Source organism: Pseudoalteromonas sp. ABV4_021, assembly GCF_056159365.1.
On record NZ_JBSWVB010000001.1, the window covers coordinates 1,600,582 to 1,621,921 of the forward strand.

Below are 21,340 nucleotides of genomic sequence, written 5' to 3' on the forward strand. Positions count from 1 at the left end.
TTCAACCAGTTGGCTTACTATTCACAAAATATAGATAGAAATGGCCATTTCTGGCCATTTCAGTACACATTTATTCAGAAGTTTTTTTGCGCCACAGTAGTGTACCTAGCGCTGGTAGGAGGAGTACAGCACCTAACATGTTGACCAAAAACATAAAGGTTAGCAAAATTCCCATGTCCATTTGGAACTTAAGTGCAGAAAATACCCAAGTGCTTACACCAACAGCTAAGGTAATACCGGTAAACAGTACCGCACTACCACGCTCAATCAACGCACGGCGATATGCTTCTGTCAACGGTACGCCTTGGCGCAATAACCCACTCATTGACGACAGAATGTAAATACCATAGTCAACACCAATACCAACCCCAAGGGCAATTACAGGTAAGGTACTCACTGTTAAACCAATTTCTAGCGATACCATTAGTGCTTGTGCAAGCGTTGACACCACATAAAGCGGTAACACGACAGCAATGGTGGCACGTAATGAACGGAAACTGATTAAGCAAAGTAAAATTACCGCACCATAAACGTAAATCATCATTGGCAATTGCGCTTCGCTTACTGATTCGTTAGTTGCCGCCATAACACCAACAGGACCCGACGCTAACTTAAATTTAAGTGTGTCTGTGCCCTCTTCTTCGGCGAATTGCTTAACCGCATCAACAACGTGATTAATCGTTTTAGCTTTATGGTCTTCAATAAAGGCAACAATTGGCATCACAGAGCAATCACTATTTAATAAACCTGAGCTTGTTTCTACGCGGCTAGAGGCTTGTACAAGCGACGCCGTATTGCGCGGCAGGGTTTGCCATTTTAAATTACCTTCGTTATAACCAGCGTTAACCTGCTGTGCGATACTGCTAAGAGATACAGCCGATTGCACGCCGTCAACGTTTTGTAACTTCCACTGGAAACGATCGATTCGCTCCATTGTGTCGTGGAAAGTACACGCTTCTGGCTCTGCCTCAACAATCACTTTTAAAATATCAACCGAGATCGAATATTTGTCGGTGATAAGGAACGTGTCTTTGTTATAACGGGCATCTTCATGAAGCGACGGCGCTCCTGCATGTAAGTCACCAATTTGCATTTCGTTTGATTTGATAAAACCAAATACAAACAGCGCAGCAGCAATAAATAAAATAGCCTTACTCGCTTTTGGCTCAGTGGCTTTAACAAGCATTTCACGAATACCTGCAAATGCGTCGTGCGTTTCGCCATTACCATCATCAACACGCTTCATTTTGGTGTAGTCAAGGTAAGATGCAATCACTGGCAGTAATACGAGGTTGGTAAAGATAATTACCGCTACACCCAAGCTCGCAGTTATCGCAAGCTCACGAATAATACCAATATCGATTGATAATAATGTGATAAAACCAACGGTATCAGACAGTAATGCAATACCACCAGGCACAAGCAATGCAGCAAAACTAGATTGCGCCGCAACCTTGTTAGACAAGCCCTTCGCAACTTTCTGACCAATACTGTTGATCATCTGCACACCATGACTTACGCCGATGGCAAATACCAAAAAAGGTACCAAAATTGACATTGGATCAAGACCAAAGCCAACTAAATTTAATAAGCCAAGTTGCCAAATTACGGCGATAAGTGAGCACACAATTGGTAACACGGTTAGCTTCATACTCTTACAGAAAAGCCATACCATTACAGTTGTAATTAAAATTGCAATTAAGAAAAACAACACTACATCTTTAGCGCCATCGGCAACATCACCTGCCATTTTAGCGAACCCGATAATATGAATAGATACATTATCGGTAGTAAATTTGTTGCGAATCTCCGATTCAAGCTTTTCAGCAAATACTAAGGTATCCAGTTTTTCTTGCGTCTTTGGATCCGTTTCCATCAACTGAGCCGTTACCATAGCGCACGAATAATCGTTCGCTACCATACGGCCAACAACTTTTGCTTTCTCAATGTTTGATTTAACGGTTGCAAGACCGCGCGCGTCGGCTTTGAAATCTGCAGGAATAATTGGTCCACCGGCAAAGCCGTCTTCAACTACTTCAACAAAGCGCGCGCTCGGTGCAAATATCGAACTTACAAGCGGTCGATTCACACCCGGAATAAAGAATAACTGGTCGTGCACATTTTTAAGCTGGGTAAAAAACTCTTCATTAAAAATGTCACCACGCGTATCACACACTGAAATTAAAATACCATTCGCACCGCCAAATTGCTTTTCGTGCTTAAGGTAGGTTTTCATGTACTCGTGGTTTAACGGAATATTCTTATTAAACGACGCATCAAGTTTAATTTGAGTAGCTTGGAAACCTAAAAATACAGTGGCCGCAATAAAGATAAACAATACTGCTAAGCGGTGTCTAAAAAGACTTGTTTCTATTTTTGTTAATAATGAATTCATAATTACTGCACGCTAAGTTTATGTATTCCCGCTTCTGATGCGACGATTAATTCATTATTATTCTTCGCACCCGCCAAAAGTGATTTGCCGTCTTTTGTCACAAATTTAACTAACTGGTTATCACTGTAGGTAAACCACACACCACTATTTGCCAAAAGCACCGCTTTATTACCGACAATTTCAATATTATTTATAGATGCTGTGGTGTCAGTTTCTAATTGTGTCCACTCAACACCATCAGTACTAGAAAACGCAGTACCGCGTAAGCCACCGACTAGGTATTGATTGTCTAATTTATTGAATGAGAAAAATGAACCAGCATAGATTTCATCTAGACGTTGCCATGTTTTGCCCATATCGCTACTGGTTGCCATTAAACCTAGCTCACCCACTAGCCACAGTGTTTCGCCATCTAAAAATATTTTATTAAAATGCGGCAGAATCGCTTGGGTTTCTATTTTGTACCCTTCTGGATCGGATTCTTTTAAGTCATTCAGATACGCACGATCTTCTTCATACAACAGCGAATCATAAAATTCCTTTTGCCATGTTTTACCGCCATCGGTTGTGCGATAACTTAAGCCATACGCGCCTATTGCTAAGCCGTGATTGGCATCAAAAAACAGAATATCAAGTAACGGCTTATCTAATTCAGGTAAAAACTGCTGAATTGTCCAATTTTTTCCGCCGTCTGTAGTATGCAAAATCGTTGCGTCGTGGCCTACCGCCCAACCAACATTTGCATTTATAAAATAAACACCCGTTAGCAAGCTTTGTACTGGAGAGTTTGCTTGTAGCCACTCTTGGTTGTCATTGCTATAAACAATGTTTCCCCACTTACCAACTGCCAAAGTTTGGCTGCCGACACGGGTAATATCGGTTAAGAGGTTTTTAGCCGCAAGTTTAGCTGGAATTGCCGCCTGTGGTGTTACTTGCGCAATTGCGCTAGTCGTCAATAGAGAGCCGATTAAAAATAGATATTTTTTCATATAGGTAGCGTTGTGAGAAAAACGGCCCTCGCGGGCCGTATTATTATTTAGCGTCGACCAGAGCGACGTAATGCGTTTGAAGTAAACTCGGTGTCTTTGAACATTTCTTGGAAGTCATACATCTTCTCTTCGTTATCTAAGCCAATTGCTAAGTAACGACGTGAGTTAAGATCGTGATAAACATCCAAAGTACTCCAATGAGTAGGTACTTCGTAGTAGTTCACACCATGCGCCATTGCTACACGGTATAACTGGTCGCGGTTATCATAAAGATCTGCAACATGAATTTGCCAGCTGTCTTCGTCAATAAAGAATACACGCTTCTTATAAATATGACGCGTACCTTCTTTAAGATTCGCTTCTACCACCCAAACACGGTGTTTTTCATAACGTACGTGTTCAGGGTTAATGTGACCAGGCTTCAAAATGTCATCATATTTCAGCTCATTGCTATGTAGCTTATAGCTGTTATATGGAATGTACATTTCTTTTTTGCCTAATAACTTCCAGTCGTAACGGTTTGGTGAGCCGTTAAACATATCGAAGTCATCAGTTGTACGTAAACTATCCGACGCTGTTCCCGGTGCATCATATGCAACATTTGGTGCGCGACGAACGCGGCGTTGACCTGTGTTATAAGTCCACGCCTGACGTGGTGTTAATACTTGGTCCATTGTTTCGTGAACAAGTAGTGCCGTACCTGCTAAACGCGCAGGTTCAGTTACTTTTTGCTTAAACTTAAACAGGATATTCGACTTTTGCAGAGACTCAGGCGTTGCGTCTTGCTCTGAATACTTAACCAGTAGTTTTTCATCAAAGCCAACAATGTTGTATGAACCGCCTGCCGTTGGAGCCGCTTGACCACCATAACGTTTAATCGAAAGACCACGGTAACGTAAAATATGGTTCCAAATTGCTTCTAGCCCTGTTTCTGGAATTGGGAACGGAATACCAATTGCAGTATTTTTAATACCATTACCTTCTTCAACAAGCTCTGCCGTTGTTGCATACTTTTTCGTTGCATCATAGATGAACTGTGGGTATGACGCACTACGACGCGTTTGGTAAATGTTCATTTTGAAGCTATCAGGATAGGCATCAAACATCGCTACCTGACCTGGAGAAAGCATCTCTTTGTACTGTTCAACGTTCGACTTATCGATAGTGAACAATACCTTATCGTCAGCAAATGGATCAGGGTGATGGTCACCAACTTTGTAGTTGTCAGGTGCTTTTGTAATACCACCTTCCCATGATGGAATTGAGCCATCTGCATTACCCGCTTTTTCAGCACCAAGTGGTGTTAAATCTTGACCTAAGCGGGCAACTTGTTCTGGTGAAATTTTAGCTAAAGCTTGTGAAGCGCTAAATACGCTACACAATGCTAGAGCCACTAGGGTAGGTTTTTTAATCATATTGTTACCCTTAAATAGAATACTTAATATTAAATGAAACATAATCGCGGTCTGCTAAGCCATTGGCTTTACCGCCACCCCAGAAACTATTGTAACCAAAGTCGAATGACCACTGGTTTTGGTAGTTAAAGTTAAGGTTTACAGACGCAGACATGCGATCTTCAACAAATAAGAACATTGGATCAGGTGTTGTACCATTCACATCGTGTGCAAACACAACACGTGGTGAGAAGTTCACACCAGCGAATAAATTATTGTATTCGCCTTTAGCTACTAGGCGATAGCCCCAAGAGGTAGCTGATGCAAATTGATTGGTTTCAGGACCGTTCGATAAAAGCAAATGAAGCGCCGTGTAATCATCAGCTGGACCTTGCATAATACCACTACGACCGGTGCCTGGTGCATTTAAACGAAGTTCATCATACTCAGGCATATCAAGAACGTGTACACCACCTACTTCACCTAATACCGCCCAACTATCAGCACCTAAAGATGGGCCAAATAAGTGTGAAAAACTAAATTGAAGCTGCGCAGAATCACGTAGAATATAACCTTGTGCAACTTCACTTGGTGACACCGTTTCTACTTGTGAGATACCTGCAAACATGTCCTGACGCACTGCATCTGGCACACCAGGATTTGCCAGCTGCTCGGCCATACCGGCATATAGCAATTCAACGTCATCAATTTGTAATGGCTCGTCTTTTCTGTAAGTGAATTCACCAGCAAACGCTGTTTCACCAATGGCTGTATTCCAGCTAAGTGCATACATTTGAATATCTTCTGGATATTCAAGCTGTGCTTCGGTAAAGCCTTTTAAATTAGTGATGTTGTCTGCATTAATGGTGTTTGTAGCGATATACGCTAAGTCGTGGCCAATTCCAGCAGCAGTAAAGTCTGACGCCTTACCTGAAATTAACGGTCTACGCTCATGGTAGTTTACGTAATAAAATCCAAACTCAGTTTCATTAAGCTCAGGTACAAACCAACCTAATTTCAAACCATACTGGCCTGAATCTTTTGGTTTTTTAAGTGCTTTGTCGCCATTTGCTTTAATCGCAACTTTAGTTGGGTGCGCTAAATACATGCTAGCAAGCAGTGATTGCGCTTCAGCGCTTGATGGATCCATACCTTGTGCGGCAACAACTTGGCCCCACTGACCATACATGCTGTTTAGTGAGTTAGTTAAGTACGCTAAATCAATGTCTGGGTTTGATGTAAAACCAAGCTGAACATTGTTAGCATTACCGTTTACCGCCGCAAAGTCATTAGTAGAGAAATAGGTTCCAGCGACAGGTAGACGTGTTTCGTGCCACTGATATTGATAAAACATTTCCGCAGAAACATTTTCTGTAATACCGAGTGAAGCCCACAACATGCCTACAGGAATAAAGGCTTCTTTAACTTCCGCACCTGGCGCTTTTAAACGATCCACGTCGACTGGGTTGATATTAATACCATGTGAAATTAAGGCACTTTCACCCCAGTTAATTACTTGCTGACCTAAACGAACTGACAATGGGTTGTAGCCATCATTCAAATCAAAGTCTGCATACACAAATGCATCGAGTAAACGAAGATCTTTACATACAAGCTCTTCCGACTCTTTATTTGCACATGGGTCAACGCCCTGTCCTGACGTCGGGTTTTTGTATGCTAAGTCTTTATCATTAAGAGCAAAATCATAGAAATACATAAAACGTGTAAAGAAACCAAAGTTGTCTTTACGTATTTCTAATTCATGGGTGCCTTTTAATAACTGTGAAAATGCTTCACCGCTATCAAAGTTAAGGTTACCGGCATCACCATTATTTGAGTAAATACCTGGCTCAGCCCAGATTTGATCTGATGTGTAGATTGGGTTAAGTGCTGGGTGATAACCACCGTTTAGAGTCCAATCGAAATTTGGGTGATTAGATTTACCAATGTGAGTATCGAAATCACGGTCTTCTACACGGTAGCTAGTACCGTAAGAAAAAGTAGAGTCAAATTGTACTTCAAAACCACCAACTTCAAATGATGCAGCTGAAGCACTTTGGCTTGCAAGTGCCATACACGCGGCTGTAACACCTAAAGCCAGTTTATTTTTGACAAAAAGAGGACTTTTTATCATATATATTCCCCCTATGGCGGGCTGTTTTGTTATCAAGTTATTGTTTTTAGTATGCTTGTAACGATAGAAAGCAATTCATAAAATTACAAGTAAAACATGAGATATAGCGTAATCAATGAATTCGATTACATATTCGCTCTTGTTATTTGATATTCTACTTTCTAATCACATAGGTAAGACATCTTACCAGTTAAACAATCGAAATGAAAAGTGCTTAATGAAAAGAACTTGAAAAAGTTCAAATTCCACCGGCAAAATAACACATAATCAATTGATTTTAATTGGTTTTTTCTATTGAAATAAATTTGTTTTCGGTGGTTAAATGGATACGAAAACGCCCTTTTATGCCAATTGATGACATAAAAGGTCGTAATTTTTCTGCGGCGAAGCGAATTGTTTTACCACAATCACTTAATACCTGAATGCTGGTGTAATGGCCTTTATAGTAGGCCATACACTCTTGATAGTTTAAATTAATTGAAAAGTAGTAGGTGTTACGCTCCATTTAACGCGTTACTCACTTTTTCAAACAAATCAGGGCTTAGGTCTGGTAAATCAGCGAGACGTTGTAATTGTGCTTTAACGTGCATTTGACGTTCATCGGTATGACGCTTAAAGCTTAACAGCGGCGTAATTAAACGAGCTGCGTTTTGTGGATTAATTTTATCGAGTTTAATCAGTAAATCCGTCAGCAAACGATACCCTTCACCATTTAGCGCATGGAATGATTGCGGGTTAAACATACAATAACTCATTAGCAATGCACGTACGCGATTTGGGTTAGTAATATCAACTTCACCACTTTCAAACATGGCGCGGATCACATTTGTTGTATTGTCACCTTTTAATCGACCTTTCAGTGCAAGCCATTTATCCAATACCAATACATCGTGACGCCACTTATCTTTGAAGCGCTCGAGCAAGCCTTCGTGGCTGGTTCTTTTATTTTCACATGCTGCTGACAGCGCATTTAAGCTGTTTGTCATGTTATCGCTGGTAAACTGCGTCTCAAGCTCTTTATCTACATCCTGCCAATCTGCCGCTGCAAGATAATCTAGTAAGCGACCTTTTAGTGCACGCGTTGCAATACTAGTTGCATCTAAATCACCATTTTCGCTAAGTGTTTGGTAATGCGCCGCAATATCACTTAACAATGTACTCGCTAAAAATGATTTTACCGCATGCAATTGTTCAGTAATGGCATCAACAGGGATTGGGTGATAATCACTTGCAACCGTATCAAAACTCGGCAATGTTAAAAGCTCGCTTAATAACGCGAGGTCCTTAACGTTTGAGGTAAGTAAATAGCGAAACAACGCCACTATTTCTTCATTAAGTTGCGTGCCGTTATCGATGCCTGCTTTTAGCGCGTCAACCATTATACGCTGCATCGCATCCCACTTTGAAAAATCGCTGCGTGCGTATTTAACAATCGTGATAAGTTCAGAAAGAGATTGTTCAAACTTTACTTTACATGGCGCTGAGAAATCTTCTAAAAAGACGACCGCAGTGTCTTTTGCAATATTTTCGAATCTAAATTGCTGGTGTGCGTCTGTTAGGTTGATAACGCGTTCAATCTTATTACCGTCAATAACTAAGGGTTGTGATTTACCTTCAGGTGAAATAAGTTCTAGTGCGATTGGAATATGCAATGGCGATTTTTCGCTTTGATCTTGTGTGGCTTGTGTAAACTGCGACACAGTCAGCGTTAGTGTATTGTCAGCATCATTAAATTCTCGCTCCACCACAAGCTCTGGTGTGCCTGACTGACTATACCATTTCGAGAAAAGCGAAAGATCAATGTTAGATGCATCTTGCATACTTTTTACAAAGTCATCGCATGTCGCCGCTGTACCATCATGGCGTTCAATATACAATTGCATGCCTTTTTGGAAATTTTCTTCTCCCAAAATTGTATGCATCATACGGATCACTTCTGAACCTTTGTCATATACAGTAACGGTATAAAAGTTATTCATTTCAATAACTTTTTCAGGGCGGATCGGGTGCGCCATCGGACCTGCATCTTCGCTAAACTGCACTCCACGCATCACTTTTACTGCATCAATTCTGTTTAACGCACGTGAACCAATGTCTGAGCTAAATTCTTGATCGCGAAATACCGTTAAACCTTCTTTTAACGATAATTGGAACCAATCCTGACACGTTACTCTGTTACCTGTCCAATTGTGAAAATATTCATGACCCACAATGCTTTCAATGGTGTGATAATCTCGGTCGGTCGCGGTAGCTTGGTTTGCCAATACACATTTTGAGTTAAATACATTTAACCCTTTGTTTTCCATTGCGCCCATATTGAAGAAATCAACCGCAACAATCATGTATATATCAAGATCGTATTCAAGGTTAAAACGCTCTTCATCCCATTTCATTGCGCGCTTAAGCGATGCCATTGCGTGACCAGCTTTATCAAGATTACCTTTATCAACAAATAGCTCGAGTTTTACATCACGGCCAGAGCGCGTTTTAAAATTATCATGTAATACATCAAAATCACCTGCCACTAATGCAAATAAATAGCTCGGTTTGTTGTAAGGATCTTGCCACGTATTAAAGTGACGGCCATCGGGTAATTCGCCAGACTCAATTTTGTTACCATTTGACAATAAATGGGTAAACGCCTTATCTGCAATGACCTTTACTGTATATTTGGTTAATACGTCGGGGCGGTCTTGAAAATAAGTTATCTTGCGAAATCCTTCCGCTTCACATTGTGTACAGTAAGCACCATCGGATAAATATAACCCTTCAAGTGACGTATTGTTTTGTGGATCAATTTCAGTTTCGATATGTAGTTCAAACTCTGCTGGCAAGTTTTTAAGCGTCAAACCCAGCTCTGACATTTCATAATCGCTAAACGGTAAGCCATTTACGTTAATGCACAATAATGTTTGATTGACGCCATCAAGCCATAACTCATTATTCTCGCCGACACGCCGATACTGCGCTTTTTGCAATACACGGGTTTGCGTCGCTTTTAAGTCAAATTCTAAATACAGTGACGAAACCGTGTAATCCGGTGCTTTATAATCAGTTCTGAACTTAGCTTGGTTAGTTGATTTTTCTTGTGTTGTCATAACGTTTGCTCCACAAAATTATTCATCGCTTGTCTGTAAATGCTTTGGCGTAATTTTTAAGATTTTAATGCCTAAGTAGGCGTAAATAATTGCCAATAATGGATTAATTAAATTAAAGAATGCATACATCGCATAATCAAGCGGGTTAATGAGTAGTACGCTTTGCATATACGCACCACAGGTATTCCATGGGATAAGAGGACTTGTTATAGTACCGCCGTCTTCTAATGTTCGTGACAAGTTAACGTTGGCAAGTCCGCGTTTTTCATATTCTTCTTTATACATGCGTCCAGGCATTACGATTGCCATATATTGATCTGCCGCTATTAGGTTAGTGCCAATACAGGTAGCAATGGTAGACGCAATCAATGAGCCGGTACTTTTTGCGATTTTCAAAATGTTGGAAACGAAGACTTTTAGTAGGCCCACTTTTTCCATTACCGCGCCAAACATTAACGCACAAATAATTAACCAAGTTGTATTGAGCATGCCCGACATACCGCCACCACTTAATAAGCTATCCATTTTGGCATCACCAGTTGTAATGCTAAAACCATCAAATAGCGCAGCCCATACCAATTTAAACGTACCAACAAAGTGCGATACACCCGACTCAATCTGCCCTGCAATTAAGTCTTGTTGAAATATAAGGGCCCAAACAGCACCAAACAGCGCACCAATGGCAACCGCTGGGAAAGCAGGCATTTTTTTAATTGCTAATGTCAATAACACAACTAAAGGCACTAACATCTCAATACCAATATTGAAATTCTGCAGTAAAATATTAGAAATTTCTTCTATGCGGCCTTCATTTGGTACGCCTTCAGCATTAAAACCCATTACTAAGAAAATAATCAGCGCGATAACAAAGCTTGGCACTGTAGTCCAAAGCATATGATGGATATGATCAAATAGATTGCTGCCAGCCACAGCCGGTGCTAGGTTTGTCGTTTCCGACAATGGGCTTAATTTATCACCAAAGTAAGCACCCGATATAACCGCACCCGCAGTAACAACTTGGTCAAGGCCAAGACCCGTTGATACGCCGAGCAAGGCAACACCGATTGTTGCGGCTGTCGTCCAAGAGCTACCAATACTCAAGGCAACAATAGCGCACAATATGCAACTTGCGGCGTAGAACCAATGCGGGTTTATCAGCTGCAAGCCAAAATAAATTAGCGATGGTACCGTGCCCGACAATAACCAAGTGCCTATTAATGCCCCTACCATTAGTAGGATTAATACCGCCCCAAGAGAAATGGTGATGCCTTTAATCATCGCCTCTTCTAGTTCGGCCCATTTAAAACCATTTTTAAGACCAATGATCACTGCTATTGCGGCTGAAAATAGTAACGCTATTTGGTTTGGACCATACGACGAATCGTCGCTGTATAGATAAACGGATGTGCCAAGCAGTAGCACTAAAACGCTAATTGGAATTAACGCGTCTAAAAAGGTCGCTTGTTTTACTTGCTTCACAAAGATACCTCAAATTGTTGTCATTATTTATCAACTGACTTCTGTATAAGCACGAAGCGTTGAGTTTTATTATTTTTAGTTTTACATAAAAAAGCGCCGACTTTGTGAAAATCGGCGCTTACTACATTAGTTATAAATTAATGTTTTGCGTAACGGCCATACTTAATAAAATCTGATGTTATATGAACCGCTTCTTCAAGTCCCGGGTCGATCTCATCAAGTACGTCTGGTGCATCGTCTAGTGATGCAATTGCATCAAGCCCTAGACGTTTTAACCTTTCATTCGCTCGAGCGAGTGATTTTTGCTTGTCTTCTTCACGTTGTTTCTCACGTTTCGCCTTAACAAGCGTCACTGATGCACGGTCTTTCTCTTTTTGATACAAGGCAATGTCATCATTGAGATAGATAAACTCAGGCTCGCCTGCAATACGCTCTTTATGTTTATCAGTCAAAAACGTAATCGCTGACGTTAAATCGTCAAGTTTTGAATAATTCGCTTTACGAATGTGATCCCAAGGTAATGCGTTGTCTTCTTGGCTTTCACCCCACTCAGCGGGATCAATTGGCGATGGGTATGTGATATCTGGGATCACACCTTTATGCTGCGTACTGCCGCCATTAATACGGTAGAACTTAGCAATTGTGTACTGCACGCTGCCAAGGGGGTTTTCAAATAAATCAAATGCTTTAGTTAAGCTACGATGCTGTTGAACTGTACCTTTACCAAAGGTTTGTTCACCAATAATAACTGCGCGACCATAGTCTTGCATTGCCGCAGCAAAAATTTCAGACGCTGATGCACTGTAACGGTCCACTAATACTGTTAACGGGCCGTCGTAATAGGTAACGCCGTCGCGATCTTTTTGTTTTTCAACTTTGCCGTTAATGTTGTGTATTTGAACCACTGGGCCTTTGTCGAAGAACAAACCAGATAATTGTGTCGCCTCGTATAACGAACCACCGCCATTACCACGTAGGTCGATAACAATACCGTCTACATTCTGTTCTTGTAATTTAGCGAGCTCTTTTTTAACGTCTTTAGACAAGTTGTTATAAAAACCTGGGATCTCAATGACACCGATTTTGGTATCAAGTTCTGAGTAAACAGGCTCAAATACACTTGATTTAGCTGCTTTATCTTCAAGGCGGATTTTATCACGGATAATTTCCACTTCATGCGGCGTACCGTGCGAATCAGAACCTTTTAGATACTGTAACCTTACTTTGGTGCCCTTCGGCCCTTTGATTAGGTCTACGACATCATCTAAGCGCCAACCGATTACATCAACAAAACTCTCTTGACCTTGTGCAACAGCAATAATGCGGTCATCAGATTTTAGTTTTTCGGTTTTAGATGCTGGGCCACCTGGGACAAGTGAGCGGATCACAGTGTAATCTTCATCAACACCTAACACTGCTCCGATACCTTCTAGTTCAAGCTGCATGTCTTGTTTAAACTGTTCAGCGCGGCGTGGTGATAGATAAGAAGTGTGCGCTTCGATGCTTCTTGCAAATGAGTTCATTGCAATTTGGTAAGCATCTTCGCTATTTGTTTGTGAAATACGTTTTAGCGTGTAACGGTAACGTTTTTTCAGAATTTCTTGGATTTCAGGCCATTCTTTGCCTGTCAGTTGTAAGCGAAGCGCGTCGTATTTAACGCGTTGACGCCAAATTTCATGCAATTCCGCCATTGTGGTTGGAATTTTTGCATCTTCGCGATCAAAAAAGTAATTGTCTTCAACGTCAAATTTCATTTCTTTATCAAGTAAAGAAAGTGAATATTCAAAGCGTTCAAAACGACGACGCATATTCAAGTTAAAAATTTCAAACGCAAAAGACATATCGCCTTTAATTAACGCATTATCAATTTCATACTTGAAATGGTCGAATTTAGCCAAATCTGATTGCAGGAACAAGCTTTTGTTACTGTCAATCGACTCGATAAATCGGTCGTAGATTTGGCTCGATAAGTCATCGTCTAATCGAATAAGTTTGTAGTGCGAGCGAGTAAATAAATTGGTTATTCGCTTGGTTGCAGCAATATGCTGAATTTCCTGTTTTAACTCAGGTAAGTTTTCGATGCTAATATTATCGGCAGAAGCAAATAAATTTGCTGAAAATAGCGCTGCCGCCAGTGGAATAAGCCTAAACTTCTCACTCATACACTGTCTCCTTATACGATAAATAGACTCTCTGCTTTTGTTTTCACCTGCATGCCTGTTACAAGCACTACATGAATGTCTTCCTTGTTCACTTCGGTGATAGTACCTTTTACTAAAGCTTGGCCAAGTTTAACTTTTACCTCAGCATCCACTTTAATATCACCTGAAGGTAGCGCTTCTACTTTATTAGAACGACGCGCAGGTTTGTCTTTATTAGTGTTGCTAGAACTAAATTTAGTTCCTTTCGCAGCATTTTTATCAGCAAAATTGCCTTTCTTTTTGTAAGATTTCTTTTCACCAGCGTTACGCGGTGCAGGTTTTTTACGTTTAGCAAGTTTAGCACGGCTTTCTTCTAGTGCTTTATTTGCATGCTCGACATGCTCTTGCTCAACTTTTTCTGCATCGTTACCATCAAGGTCAATACGGAACTCGTGTTTTGTAACAGATTCTAAATAACGCCAGTTAGACGTATATTTACGAAGCGCTTGGCGAACCTGTGTTTTGCTTACGCGTTCATCGTTTTCGATGCGCTCAGCAATATCTTTAAAGATACCAACCTTCAACGGCTTGATGCCGTCTTTCTCTTTGAAGCAGGCTGGAAACTCTGTGAAAAGGTAGTTTAATACCTCTTTGATGTCTTTTAGCTTGTTAGTAGAGTCCATGTGTTTAACCTTAAGTTTTAAATCTCTTCGTCTAAGTTGTTTTCCAATTGGTTTGTCACGTAATGTAACACCCAATCGATTAATTCTTCGTGTTCGGCTTCCAAAATTGCAGTATCACCGCGTAAATGTTGCCAAATACCTTCAATAATCTTGTCAATCGTATCTGCGTCTGTTTCGTCAGGCAATTGTTGCCATGCAACATGAATCAATTCATTCAGGTTTTCAGCTACAGTTTCTTCTTGCCCTTCCCAATCACCTACCTGATCTATACCAAATAAATAATCTTGTACGCTAAGCCAATCCTTCATATTAAAGATGCTCTGCCAATGACGCCATAATTCGCTCTAGGCCAGTTTGATCATCACTATCAAAACGACTTAGGCTTGGGCTATCAATATCAAGCACGCCAATATAATTGCCGTCTTTAATAAGTGGAATAACGATTTCTGAATTTGATGCGGCATCACATGCAATGTGCCCCTCAAAGTCGTGAACATTGTCAATGCGCTGTGTTTGTTTTTCGGCAAATGCTGTACCACATACACCTTTACCAACAGGGATCCGAACACACGCTGGGTTACCTTGAAACGGTCCCAAAACTAATGTGTCGTTTTCCAGTAAATAAAACCCCACCCAGTTAATATCTTCAAGTGAAAGATTTAACAAAGCACTTACATTTGCAAGGTTCGCTATCAGGTTGGTTTCGTCTTCAATCAAAGCAACTACTTGGTTGTTCAGACTTTGATATAAGCTTTCTTTATTCATTACGTAGAAAAGTTAACAATTCAATATTCACAAAGCTTAAAGGTACTCTTTCATAACAACAAATGAAACCTTTTTAAGCTAAAAAAAGTGAATATCGCTAAATATTCACTTAATTGTTTACTAATTATTCGACTCTAAAATTTATTTTTGCTGTTTTAATGTAAAAATAAATATGCCTGCTGCAAGAGTTGCCATTAACGTATTTACAACAAATACTTGCCCTGACGCGACATTAAACATAAAGCTAAACAACGCACCACCAAATATCGCTGCCGTTATCATTGCGGTGTTATTTGATTTATTTCGCTTTTGCAAATACATGTAAACAGGTACAACACATATCGCCATGGTTAACCCGACTATATGTGCATTTGCAACCGCACTTAATACAATCGACAAAAATAATTTAGTTGTTGCGCCATCTAATACAGCAACATAATAAACACCGATTAAACAACCAATCAGAAAGGGAGAAAACAATGAGTAGGCAACACCCTTAAGTACAATTTTTTTATCCATAACCGCGCCAAATACGTTAAACACACGATAAGCATGGCAAATAGATAAATAATTAACAGTAGACTTAAGTATATAGATAAGAGTAAGTGGCGGAGAGATAGGGATTTGAACCCTAGATAGGCTATTAACCTATGCCGGTTTTCAAGACCGGTGCTTTCAACCACTCAGCCATCTCTCCGCATAAAAAGAAAGTGGCGGAGAGATAGGGATTTGAACCCTAGATAGGCTATTAACCTATGCCGGTTTTCAAGACCGGTGCTTTCAACCACTCAGCCATCTCTCCGCAGCGGGGCGAATATTAGGGGATTCTATTTCACTTGTGAAGCTTTTTTTTCAATTTATTTATCAACCGCGCAATAAACATGCAACCCGTACATTATGCAATCAAATTTTAAAATTAAATTGAACTAAACGCCCTACTTCACTGTTCTAATAAAGGAATAGAATTGCCACCTAACATGTTAATTGATATGCTGTTCGCAGTTCTGAAACCTAACAGGAATGCGTTTCAATTTAAGGAGTTATTTATGAGCTTTAATCACACGTACTCTTCGCCAAAATCGGCGCAGTCGGTACTTGAAACAAATAAAGTACTACGCAACACCTATATGCTTTTAGGTATGACATTGTTATTTAGTGCTGTTACAGCAGGCATTTCAATGGCAATGCAATTACCTTACTTAATGGGTCTTGTATTTAGTATCGGCGGTCTGATCACCTTATTTATAGTTAATAAGAAAGCAGACAGTGCATCTGGCTTACCATGGGTATTTGTTTTTACAGGTCTTATGGGTGCGGCACTCGGTCCAATGTTAAATTACTATGCAGCAATGCCAAACGGCCCGATGCTTATTATGCAAGCTCTGGGTTCTACAGCATTAGTATTTTTTGGTTTATCAGCCTATGCAATGACAACTAAGAAAGACTTCTCTTTCCTAGGCGGTTTCTTATTCGTAGGTTTAATTGTTGTTGTACTAGTAAGCCTAGTAAACCTATTCGTGGGTAGTTCAATCGTATTTATGGCGATGAACGCGGCCATCGTATTTATTATGTCTGGTTTAATTTTGTTCGACACGAGCCGCATTATTAACGGCGGTGAAACAAATTATATCCGTGCAACTGTTAGCCTATACTTAAACGTATACAACTTATTTACGTCTATCCTGCATCTCCTTGGTGCAAATAATGACTAAACGCTAAAAGTTTAATAAAATAAGCCCCGTTCTTCGGGGCTTTTTTATGGGTAAATTTTGGCCAATATTATTATTAGTTATCATGCAAGTGTTACCGCACACGACAGTTTGCAACATTTGTTACGTTTCACTAAAAGCGCACTCGCGCTAGGACACACTGTATCTGGGATTTTCCTCTATCAAGATGCGGTGTTTCACGCCAGTAATCATTTTTCACTGCCGTCAGATGAGTTACAAGTAACTGATATTTGGCAATCGCTTGCCGATTTAGGTATTAAACTGACACTTTGCGTTACAGCAGCCGAAAAACGTGGGCTCGATATCACGCGTTGTGAACCCTTTGAAGTTGCAGGTCTTGCCGAATTCGCGATGGATGCTAGCAAAGCTGATAAATGGGTGCAGATTAAATGAAAAACTACCTAATCGTATGTAATGCCTCTCCTTTTAATGATAGTAGCCTTAAAGAAAGTCTTGATATGGCGCTCATTTTTGCCGCAATTGATCAGCAAGTTAGTTTGCTTTTACAAGGTGATGCACTTTATGCCCTACTTCAAGGCCAATCAATTGAGTCACTCGAGATTAAAAATTACTTGAAAGCCTTTGGTACCCTGAGCCTTTACGATATTGAACACATTTATGTATGCGAACACTCAATTAAGCAACGCGGCTTAGATATTACTCAGTTTGCGTACGACATCATTACGCTCGATATCTCAGAAAAACAGGCTTTACTTCAACAACAGCATCAGGTGGTAACAATATAATGCTGCATATATTTAATAAGCCCTTATCGCATTATCAACAGCATCAACTTATTATTGACCCCGATGATAAGCTTTTACTGTTATCCGACGCCTGCTACAGCGTTAATTGCTATATTGATGCTTTTTGTCAAAACACCCTATACGCACTTGATGTGGATATGAAAGCACGCGCTATCTCAAACGAAACGATCATCACAATTTCTGATCAACAGTGGGTAGAGCTCATTGTTGACAGCGAACAACATATTACTTGGTAATTAACATGAGCTATTGCATAAACGATAAAACTATCGACACTGATAAAGAGGGTTACCTTAAGGATTTTAACCAGTGGAGCGAAGCGCTCGCCCCCATCATTGCTGAGCAGGAAAATATCTCGCTCAGTGATAATCATTGGGAAGTTGTGCATTTTGTGCGAGATTTTTATCTTGAATTTAATACCAGTCCAGCAATACGTATGTTAGTAAAAGCCATGGCAAAAAAACTTGGTGAAGACAAAGGAAACAGCAAGTATTTATATAAATTGTTCCCTAAGGGACCAGCGAAACAAGCTACAAAAATTGCAGGGCTACCAAAACCAGGACGCTGCATTTAACCTAGTTGGTTAAATTTACACAAATAAAAAAGCCAACATTAACGCTGGCTTTTTTAGCAATAAGCAAATGCTTATAGGATATCTAATAACTCAACATCGAAGATAAGTGTTGAGAAAGGTGCGATTGATGCACCAGCACCACGCTCGCCATAAGCTAGGTCGTGTGGTACGTATAAACGCCATTTTGAACCAACTGGCATCATCTGTAATGCTTCAGTCCAACCTTTGATAACACCGCCTACTGGAAACTCAGCTGGCTGGCCGCGATCGTAGCTGCTATCGAACACGTCACCATTGATTAATGTACCGTGGTAATGAGTACGTACTGTTGACTCAGCTGTTGGCTTGTCGCCTTCACCTGTTGTTAGTACTTCATACTGTAGGCCTGATGCAGTTACCGTTACTTCAGCACGCTTAGCGTTTTCAGCAAGGAAAGATTCGCCTTCAGCTGCAAGTACTTTTGCTTCTTCTTCACGACGCTTTGTGATTTCAGCATTAATTTCTTCAAACGCTGCTTGAATAGCTGGGATCTCAACTTGGAAGTCAGCACCCGTGTAAGCATCTTTCATGCCTTCAAATACTGAGTTTAAGTTTAAACCTTCAAATGGGTTTGACTTAAGTTGCTCACCCATTTGTAGACCGATACCGTAGCTTGCTTTTTCAGCATTTGAATTAAATTTATCTGACATAATCTCTATACTTTATTTAAGTTATAAAAATGTCAGTCTAACATAGATAACACCCACTTGTTACCGCAATTACTGACTTTTACTGTGTAACAACTCTAACTTACTTTGTGCTAACAACGCCAAAATTGAAATCACCACATTCGCCAGTAACAAAGGCCAAATCAACGCCAATTGATAAGCAAATAGTGTCGGTAAAAGTGCCGATGCAAATCCAACTGTTAAAGAGAAAAGCAAACGCTGATGCGTTTTAAAGTACTTACGTGTGGTTTGTGCGACAAGCAAGTTAAATACAAATAAGCCCAATGCTGTTTGCCACTCGCTAATCAGGGCGTCCGCCCCCACTTGCAGGTAATCAGTAAGCAATAAAATGCCTTGTTGCAGCACTACTGCATAAATAACCGCAAATACTAACACCAGAAAAATCGACTTCGCTTTATTATTCATAATCAAACTCCAAAACGAAAAAAACCGCCTAAAGGCGGTTTTGGGAATGAGGTGGCGGAGAGATAGGGATTTGAACCCTAGATAGGCTATTAACCTATGCCGGTTTTCAAGACCGGTGCTTTCAACCACTCAGCCATCTCTCCGTTGTTGGGGCGCATATTAATGAGTTCGTATCACGTTGTAAAGTAAAAATTTAATATTTAGTAATATTCTTTTGGCTGACGCGCAATTAACGAACAAACTAAGCTAAAAATAACCGTTACCAGTGATAAAAGCCCCACTTTTATCGCAATATCTGCATTTTTTAATAAGCTAACCGCTTCAAAATTAAAAAATAATACCGGTGTTATTGCAATCGAAAACACCACAAGCGAAATTTTCATCGCACGCCAAAACGAAAACCGTTTCAAATACGTCATATACCAAGTCAGTAGCGAAAAAACGCCAAGCTTAATAAAGACAATATGACTAAAATCATTTGTTTGCGTTGCTGTTATATACACAGCAATCGCTGAAACGACTCCCCACATAAGCCATATTGACCAACTTTCTTTTTCGCGCAAAAACAAGTTATTCATAACTGCGCCTTTTATTATTTTGATGGATTAAATTGGTTGTTAATACATCACCTTAACAAAAAACGAACAGTTTTTAAATAGCCCATTTTAGCTTTATGTCAAGAAATAAAAACTCACTAACGCAACGATTGACGCAACTAAAATATTGAGTGCAACGCCTTGTTTTGCCATATCTTTAATTGACACTTCGCCACTGGCAAAAACAATTGAATTAGGTGCCGTTGCAACGGGTAAACAAAATGCACACGAGCAACTAATCACCACAGGGATCATTAATAGTTCAATTGGTAAATTAAGTGCAATAGCAGCACTTGCGATAATTGGCATCATAAGCGTCGCAGTGGCGGTATTAGAGGTAATTTCGGTTAAGAATGAGACCCCTATCGCCAATGCAAACAAACTAAGCAGTACCGGTAACGTACCTAGTGCCACAAAAAACTGCCCGAGTAACTCGCTTAATCCACTTGAAACAAACGCTTTAGCGATACAAATACCACCGGCAAATAATAGCAGCATGCCCCATGGGATTTCTTTCGCGTCCTGCCACTCAAGAATACGCCCCCCTTTGCCATTACTGGTTATCGCCATTGCAAGTACGCCTAGTAAGGCAACCGACGAATCACCTACTGTATTAATATCAAGCATCTGTGACCAGCCGCCAAGCGGCTCTTTACGAAATACCCAAAGTAGCGCAACCAGTGCAAAAATCACTAACACGCGTTTTTCTGCAATGCTCCAACCATCGCACTTAGGCAGATGAATAGCCGATGATAAACGAATGCCGCGGGCAAGCCATAGCGCCATTAATGGAATTGAAATCACAATAATCGGCACGGATACTTTCATCCAGCGAATAAAACCGTATTCCTCACCAGCAAACTCCTCATAAACCGACGCAAAAATCACATTTGGTGGCGTACCAATCAGTGTACCTACCCCACCCAACGAAGCCGAATAGGCCAGCCCTAGCAATAAGGCGATTTTAAATCGATTATCATCAGTCGATGCGCAAATCGCGAGCACCACAGGGAGCAACGCAACGACTGTGGCGGTGTTTGAAATCCACATAGACAGAATGCTGCTCGTCGCCATAATGGCAAAGATAATGCGAAGTGCGCTGTCGCCACCAATGACTTTCAATATGGCAAATGCAATGCGTCGATGAACGCCAGATTTTTCAATTCCCACCGCTAACATAAACGCGCCCATCAACAATACAATAACGTGTGAACCTAGCGATGATGCTGCTTGCTGGTGCGTTAATACGCCAACAAATGGAAACAAACCAATTGGTATGACCGACGTAAGCGGTATAGGCAGTGCCTCAGTCACCCAAAAATAAGCGGTAATAACGGTAATTGCTAAGGTAAAGGAAATAGTATCGGGTTGCAGCCATAAATATCGTGATGCTAAATAAGCAATCAGACACAAAACAGCCCCAATCAAAATATGTTTATTATTGTTATTCATATTATTTGTA

Annotated in this window: 21 protein-coding genes and 3 tRNA genes; 5 read left to right on the top strand and 19 right to left on the bottom strand. The window is 40.5% G+C overall.

Features of this window, described 5'->3' with window-relative positions; genetic code table 11:
• Positions 1-70: 70 nt before the first annotated feature.
• The 14 genes from ACXAFE_RS07535 to ACXAFE_RS07600 all read right to left on the bottom strand — a co-directional run bounded on the left by ACXAFE_RS07535 (position 71) and on the right by ACXAFE_RS07600 (position 15,880).
• Positions 71-2,395 carry an efflux RND transporter permease subunit gene (locus ACXAFE_RS07535; protein WP_475150819.1) on the bottom strand — a complete coding sequence of 775 codons (2,325 nt, stop codon included), beginning with the start codon at positions 2,393-2,395 and terminating at the stop codon, positions 71-73.
• Between the two features lie 2 nt (positions 2,396-2,397).
• Entirely contained in the window at positions 2,398-3,384 is a 987-nt protein-coding gene (locus ACXAFE_RS07540) for a WD40/YVTN/BNR-like repeat-containing protein (protein WP_475150825.1), read from the bottom strand.
• A gap of 47 nt (positions 3,385-3,431) precedes the next feature.
• Positions 3,432-4,799, bottom strand: a complete 1,368-nt coding sequence (locus tag ACXAFE_RS07545) for a DUF1329 domain-containing protein (RefSeq protein ID WP_475150828.1) — start codon at positions 4,797-4,799, stop codon at positions 3,432-3,434.
• Between the two features lie 10 nt (positions 4,800-4,809).
• On the bottom strand, positions 4,810-6,912 hold the full coding sequence (locus ACXAFE_RS07550; RefSeq protein ID WP_475150831.1) for a DUF1302 domain-containing protein: 2,103 nt from the start codon (positions 6,910-6,912) through the stop codon (positions 4,810-4,812).
• Between the two features lie 277 nt (positions 6,913-7,189).
• Positions 7,190-7,417 carry a DUF2835 domain-containing protein gene (locus tag ACXAFE_RS07555; protein ID WP_475150834.1) on the bottom strand — a complete coding sequence of 76 codons (228 nt, stop codon included), beginning with the start codon at positions 7,415-7,417 and terminating at the stop codon, positions 7,190-7,192.
• Positions 7,407-10,010, bottom strand: coding sequence for an aminopeptidase N (pepN, locus tag ACXAFE_RS07560; protein ID WP_475150836.1), 2,604 nt, complete (start codon positions 10,008-10,010; stop codon positions 7,407-7,409). The genes ACXAFE_RS07555 and pepN overlap by 11 nt, the downstream gene beginning before the upstream one ends.
• Positions 10,011-10,028: 18 nt before the next feature.
• The gene (gene nhaC, locus ACXAFE_RS07565; protein WP_475150838.1) at positions 10,029-11,489 is read right to left on the bottom strand and encodes a Na+/H+ antiporter NhaC; all 1,461 of its coding nucleotides are present in this window, start codon (positions 11,487-11,489) and stop codon (positions 10,029-10,031) included.
• Between the two features lie 137 nt (positions 11,490-11,626).
• Positions 11,627-13,651, bottom strand: coding sequence for a carboxy terminal-processing peptidase (gene prc, locus ACXAFE_RS07570; protein WP_475150841.1), 2,025 nt, complete (start codon positions 13,649-13,651; stop codon positions 11,627-11,629).
• 11 nt (positions 13,652-13,662) lie between these two features.
• Positions 13,663-14,313: an RNA chaperone ProQ gene (gene proQ, locus ACXAFE_RS07575; protein ID WP_010560011.1), complete on the bottom strand. Its 651-nt coding sequence runs from the start codon at positions 14,311-14,313 to the stop codon at positions 13,663-13,665.
• Positions 14,314-14,330: 17 nt separating this feature from the next.
• A complete protein-coding gene (locus tag ACXAFE_RS07580) occupies positions 14,331-14,621 on the bottom strand; it encodes a hypothetical protein (RefSeq protein WP_010560010.1) in 291 nt (96 codons plus the stop codon).
• A 1-nt stretch (position 14,622) separates the two neighbouring features.
• Positions 14,623-15,078 (bottom strand): GAF domain-containing protein, encoded by a 456-nt coding sequence (locus ACXAFE_RS07585; RefSeq protein ID WP_010560009.1) that lies wholly within the window; start codon positions 15,076-15,078, stop codon positions 14,623-14,625.
• Between the two features lie 141 nt (positions 15,079-15,219).
• The gene (locus ACXAFE_RS07590) at positions 15,220-15,597 is read right to left on the bottom strand and encodes a hypothetical protein (protein ID WP_475150846.1); all 378 of its coding nucleotides are present in this window, start codon (positions 15,595-15,597) and stop codon (positions 15,220-15,222) included.
• Positions 15,598-15,684: 87 nt separating this feature from the next.
• A tRNA-Ser gene (locus ACXAFE_RS07595) sits at positions 15,685-15,775 on the bottom strand.
• A gap of 14 nt (positions 15,776-15,789) precedes the next feature.
• Positions 15,790-15,880 (bottom strand) — tRNA-Ser (locus ACXAFE_RS07600).
• A gap of 244 nt (positions 15,881-16,124) precedes the next feature.
• Here ACXAFE_RS07600 and ACXAFE_RS07605 point away from each other — a divergent pair.
• The 5 genes from ACXAFE_RS07605 to tusE are packed head-to-tail and all read left to right on the top strand — an operon-like array spanning position 16,125 to position 18,149.
• The gene (locus ACXAFE_RS07605; protein ID WP_475150853.1) at positions 16,125-16,790 is read left to right on the top strand and encodes a Bax inhibitor-1/YccA family protein; all 666 of its coding nucleotides are present in this window, start codon (positions 16,125-16,127) and stop codon (positions 16,788-16,790) included.
• Positions 16,791-16,847: 57 nt separating this feature from the next.
• Entirely contained in the window at positions 16,848-17,201 is a 354-nt protein-coding gene (gene tusD / locus ACXAFE_RS07610; RefSeq protein WP_138632469.1) for a sulfurtransferase complex subunit TusD, read from the top strand.
• Positions 17,198-17,554 (top strand): sulfurtransferase complex subunit TusC, encoded by a 357-nt coding sequence (tusC, locus tag ACXAFE_RS07615; protein ID WP_475150863.1) that lies wholly within the window; start codon positions 17,198-17,200, stop codon positions 17,552-17,554. Before tusD ends, tusC begins: the two co-directional genes overlap by 4 nt.
• Complete coding sequence (locus ACXAFE_RS07620; protein WP_475150871.1) at positions 17,554-17,811, top strand: DsrH/TusB family sulfur relay protein; 258 nt, start codon at positions 17,554-17,556, stop codon at positions 17,809-17,811. Before tusC ends, ACXAFE_RS07620 begins: the two co-directional genes overlap by 1 nt.
• A gap of 5 nt (positions 17,812-17,816) precedes the next feature.
• On the top strand, positions 17,817-18,149 hold the full coding sequence (gene tusE, locus ACXAFE_RS07625; protein ID WP_475150877.1) for a sulfurtransferase TusE: 333 nt from the start codon (positions 17,817-17,819) through the stop codon (positions 18,147-18,149).
• Positions 18,150-18,220: 71 nt separating this feature from the next.
• Here the strand turns inward: tusE and ACXAFE_RS07630 are convergent, their stop codons facing one another.
• The 5 genes from ACXAFE_RS07630 to ACXAFE_RS07650 form a co-directional block, all read right to left on the bottom strand.
• On the bottom strand, positions 18,221-18,838 hold the full coding sequence (locus ACXAFE_RS07630) for an FKBP-type peptidyl-prolyl cis-trans isomerase (RefSeq protein WP_010560002.1): 618 nt from the start codon (positions 18,836-18,838) through the stop codon (positions 18,221-18,223).
• 69 nt (positions 18,839-18,907) lie between these two features.
• Complete coding sequence (locus ACXAFE_RS07635; protein WP_475150888.1) at positions 18,908-19,282, bottom strand: hypothetical protein; 375 nt, start codon at positions 19,280-19,282, stop codon at positions 18,908-18,910.
• A gap of 52 nt (positions 19,283-19,334) precedes the next feature.
• Positions 19,335-19,425: transfer RNA gene (locus ACXAFE_RS07640), tRNA-Ser, on the bottom strand.
• Positions 19,426-19,482: 57 nt separating this feature from the next.
• The gene (locus ACXAFE_RS07645; protein WP_010560000.1) at positions 19,483-19,860 is read right to left on the bottom strand and encodes a hypothetical protein; all 378 of its coding nucleotides are present in this window, start codon (positions 19,858-19,860) and stop codon (positions 19,483-19,485) included.
• A 93-nt stretch (positions 19,861-19,953) separates the two neighbouring features.
• On the bottom strand, positions 19,954-21,330 hold the full coding sequence (locus ACXAFE_RS07650; RefSeq protein WP_475150895.1) for an SLC13 family permease: 1,377 nt from the start codon (positions 21,328-21,330) through the stop codon (positions 19,954-19,956).
• Between the last annotated feature and the right edge of the window lie 10 nt (positions 21,331-21,340).

Coding starts and splice junctions, on each gene's coding strand:
- ACXAFE_RS07590 (WP_475150846.1), bottom strand. CDS start 15,597: ATGGATAAAAAAATTGTACTTAAGGGTGTTGCCTACTCATTGTTTTCT.
- ACXAFE_RS07535 (WP_475150819.1), bottom strand. CDS start 2,395: ATGAATTCATTATTAACAAAAATAGAAACAAGTCTTTTTAGACACCGC.
- ACXAFE_RS07585 (WP_010560009.1), bottom strand. CDS start 15,078: ATGAATAAAGAAAGCTTATATCAAAGTCTGAACAACCAAGTAGTTGCT.
- ACXAFE_RS07550 (WP_475150831.1), bottom strand. CDS start 6,912: ATGATAAAAAGTCCTCTTTTTGTCAAAAATAAACTGGCTTTAGGTGTT.
- prc (WP_475150841.1), bottom strand. CDS start 13,651: ATGAGTGAGAAGTTTAGGCTTATTCCACTGGCGGCAGCGCTATTTTCA.
- ACXAFE_RS07580 (WP_010560010.1), bottom strand. CDS start 14,621: ATGAAGGATTGGCTTAGCGTACAAGATTATTTATTTGGTATAGATCAG.
- ACXAFE_RS07630 (WP_010560002.1), bottom strand. CDS start 18,838: ATGTCAGATAAATTTAATTCAAATGCTGAAAAAGCAAGCTACGGTATC.
- ACXAFE_RS07555 (WP_475150834.1), bottom strand. CDS start 7,417: ATGGAGCGTAACACCTACTACTTTTCAATTAATTTAAACTATCAAGAG.
- ACXAFE_RS07545 (WP_475150828.1), bottom strand. CDS start 4,799: ATGATTAAAAAACCTACCCTAGTGGCTCTAGCATTGTGTAGCGTATTT.
- ACXAFE_RS07540 (WP_475150825.1), bottom strand. CDS start 3,384: ATGAAAAAATATCTATTTTTAATCGGCTCTCTATTGACGACTAGCGCA.
- ACXAFE_RS07635 (WP_475150888.1), bottom strand. CDS start 19,282: ATGAATAATAAAGCGAAGTCGATTTTTCTGGTGTTAGTATTTGCGGTT.
- ACXAFE_RS07645 (WP_010560000.1), bottom strand. CDS start 19,860: ATGAATAACTTGTTTTTGCGCGAAAAAGAAAGTTGGTCAATATGGCTT.
- proQ (WP_010560011.1), bottom strand. CDS start 14,313: ATGGACTCTACTAACAAGCTAAAAGACATCAAAGAGGTATTAAACTAC.
- tusE (WP_475150877.1), top strand. CDS start 17,817: ATGAGCTATTGCATAAACGATAAAACTATCGACACTGATAAAGAGGGT.
- ACXAFE_RS07620 (WP_475150871.1), top strand. CDS start 17,554: ATGCTGCATATATTTAATAAGCCCTTATCGCATTATCAACAGCATCAA.
- pepN (WP_475150836.1), bottom strand. CDS start 10,010: ATGACAACACAAGAAAAATCAACTAACCAAGCTAAGTTCAGAACTGAT.
- ACXAFE_RS07650 (WP_475150895.1), bottom strand. CDS start 21,330: ATGAATAACAATAATAAACATATTTTGATTGGGGCTGTTTTGTGTCTG.
- ACXAFE_RS07605 (WP_475150853.1), top strand. CDS start 16,125: ATGAGCTTTAATCACACGTACTCTTCGCCAAAATCGGCGCAGTCGGTA.
- tusC (WP_475150863.1), top strand. CDS start 17,198: ATGAAAAACTACCTAATCGTATGTAATGCCTCTCCTTTTAATGATAGT.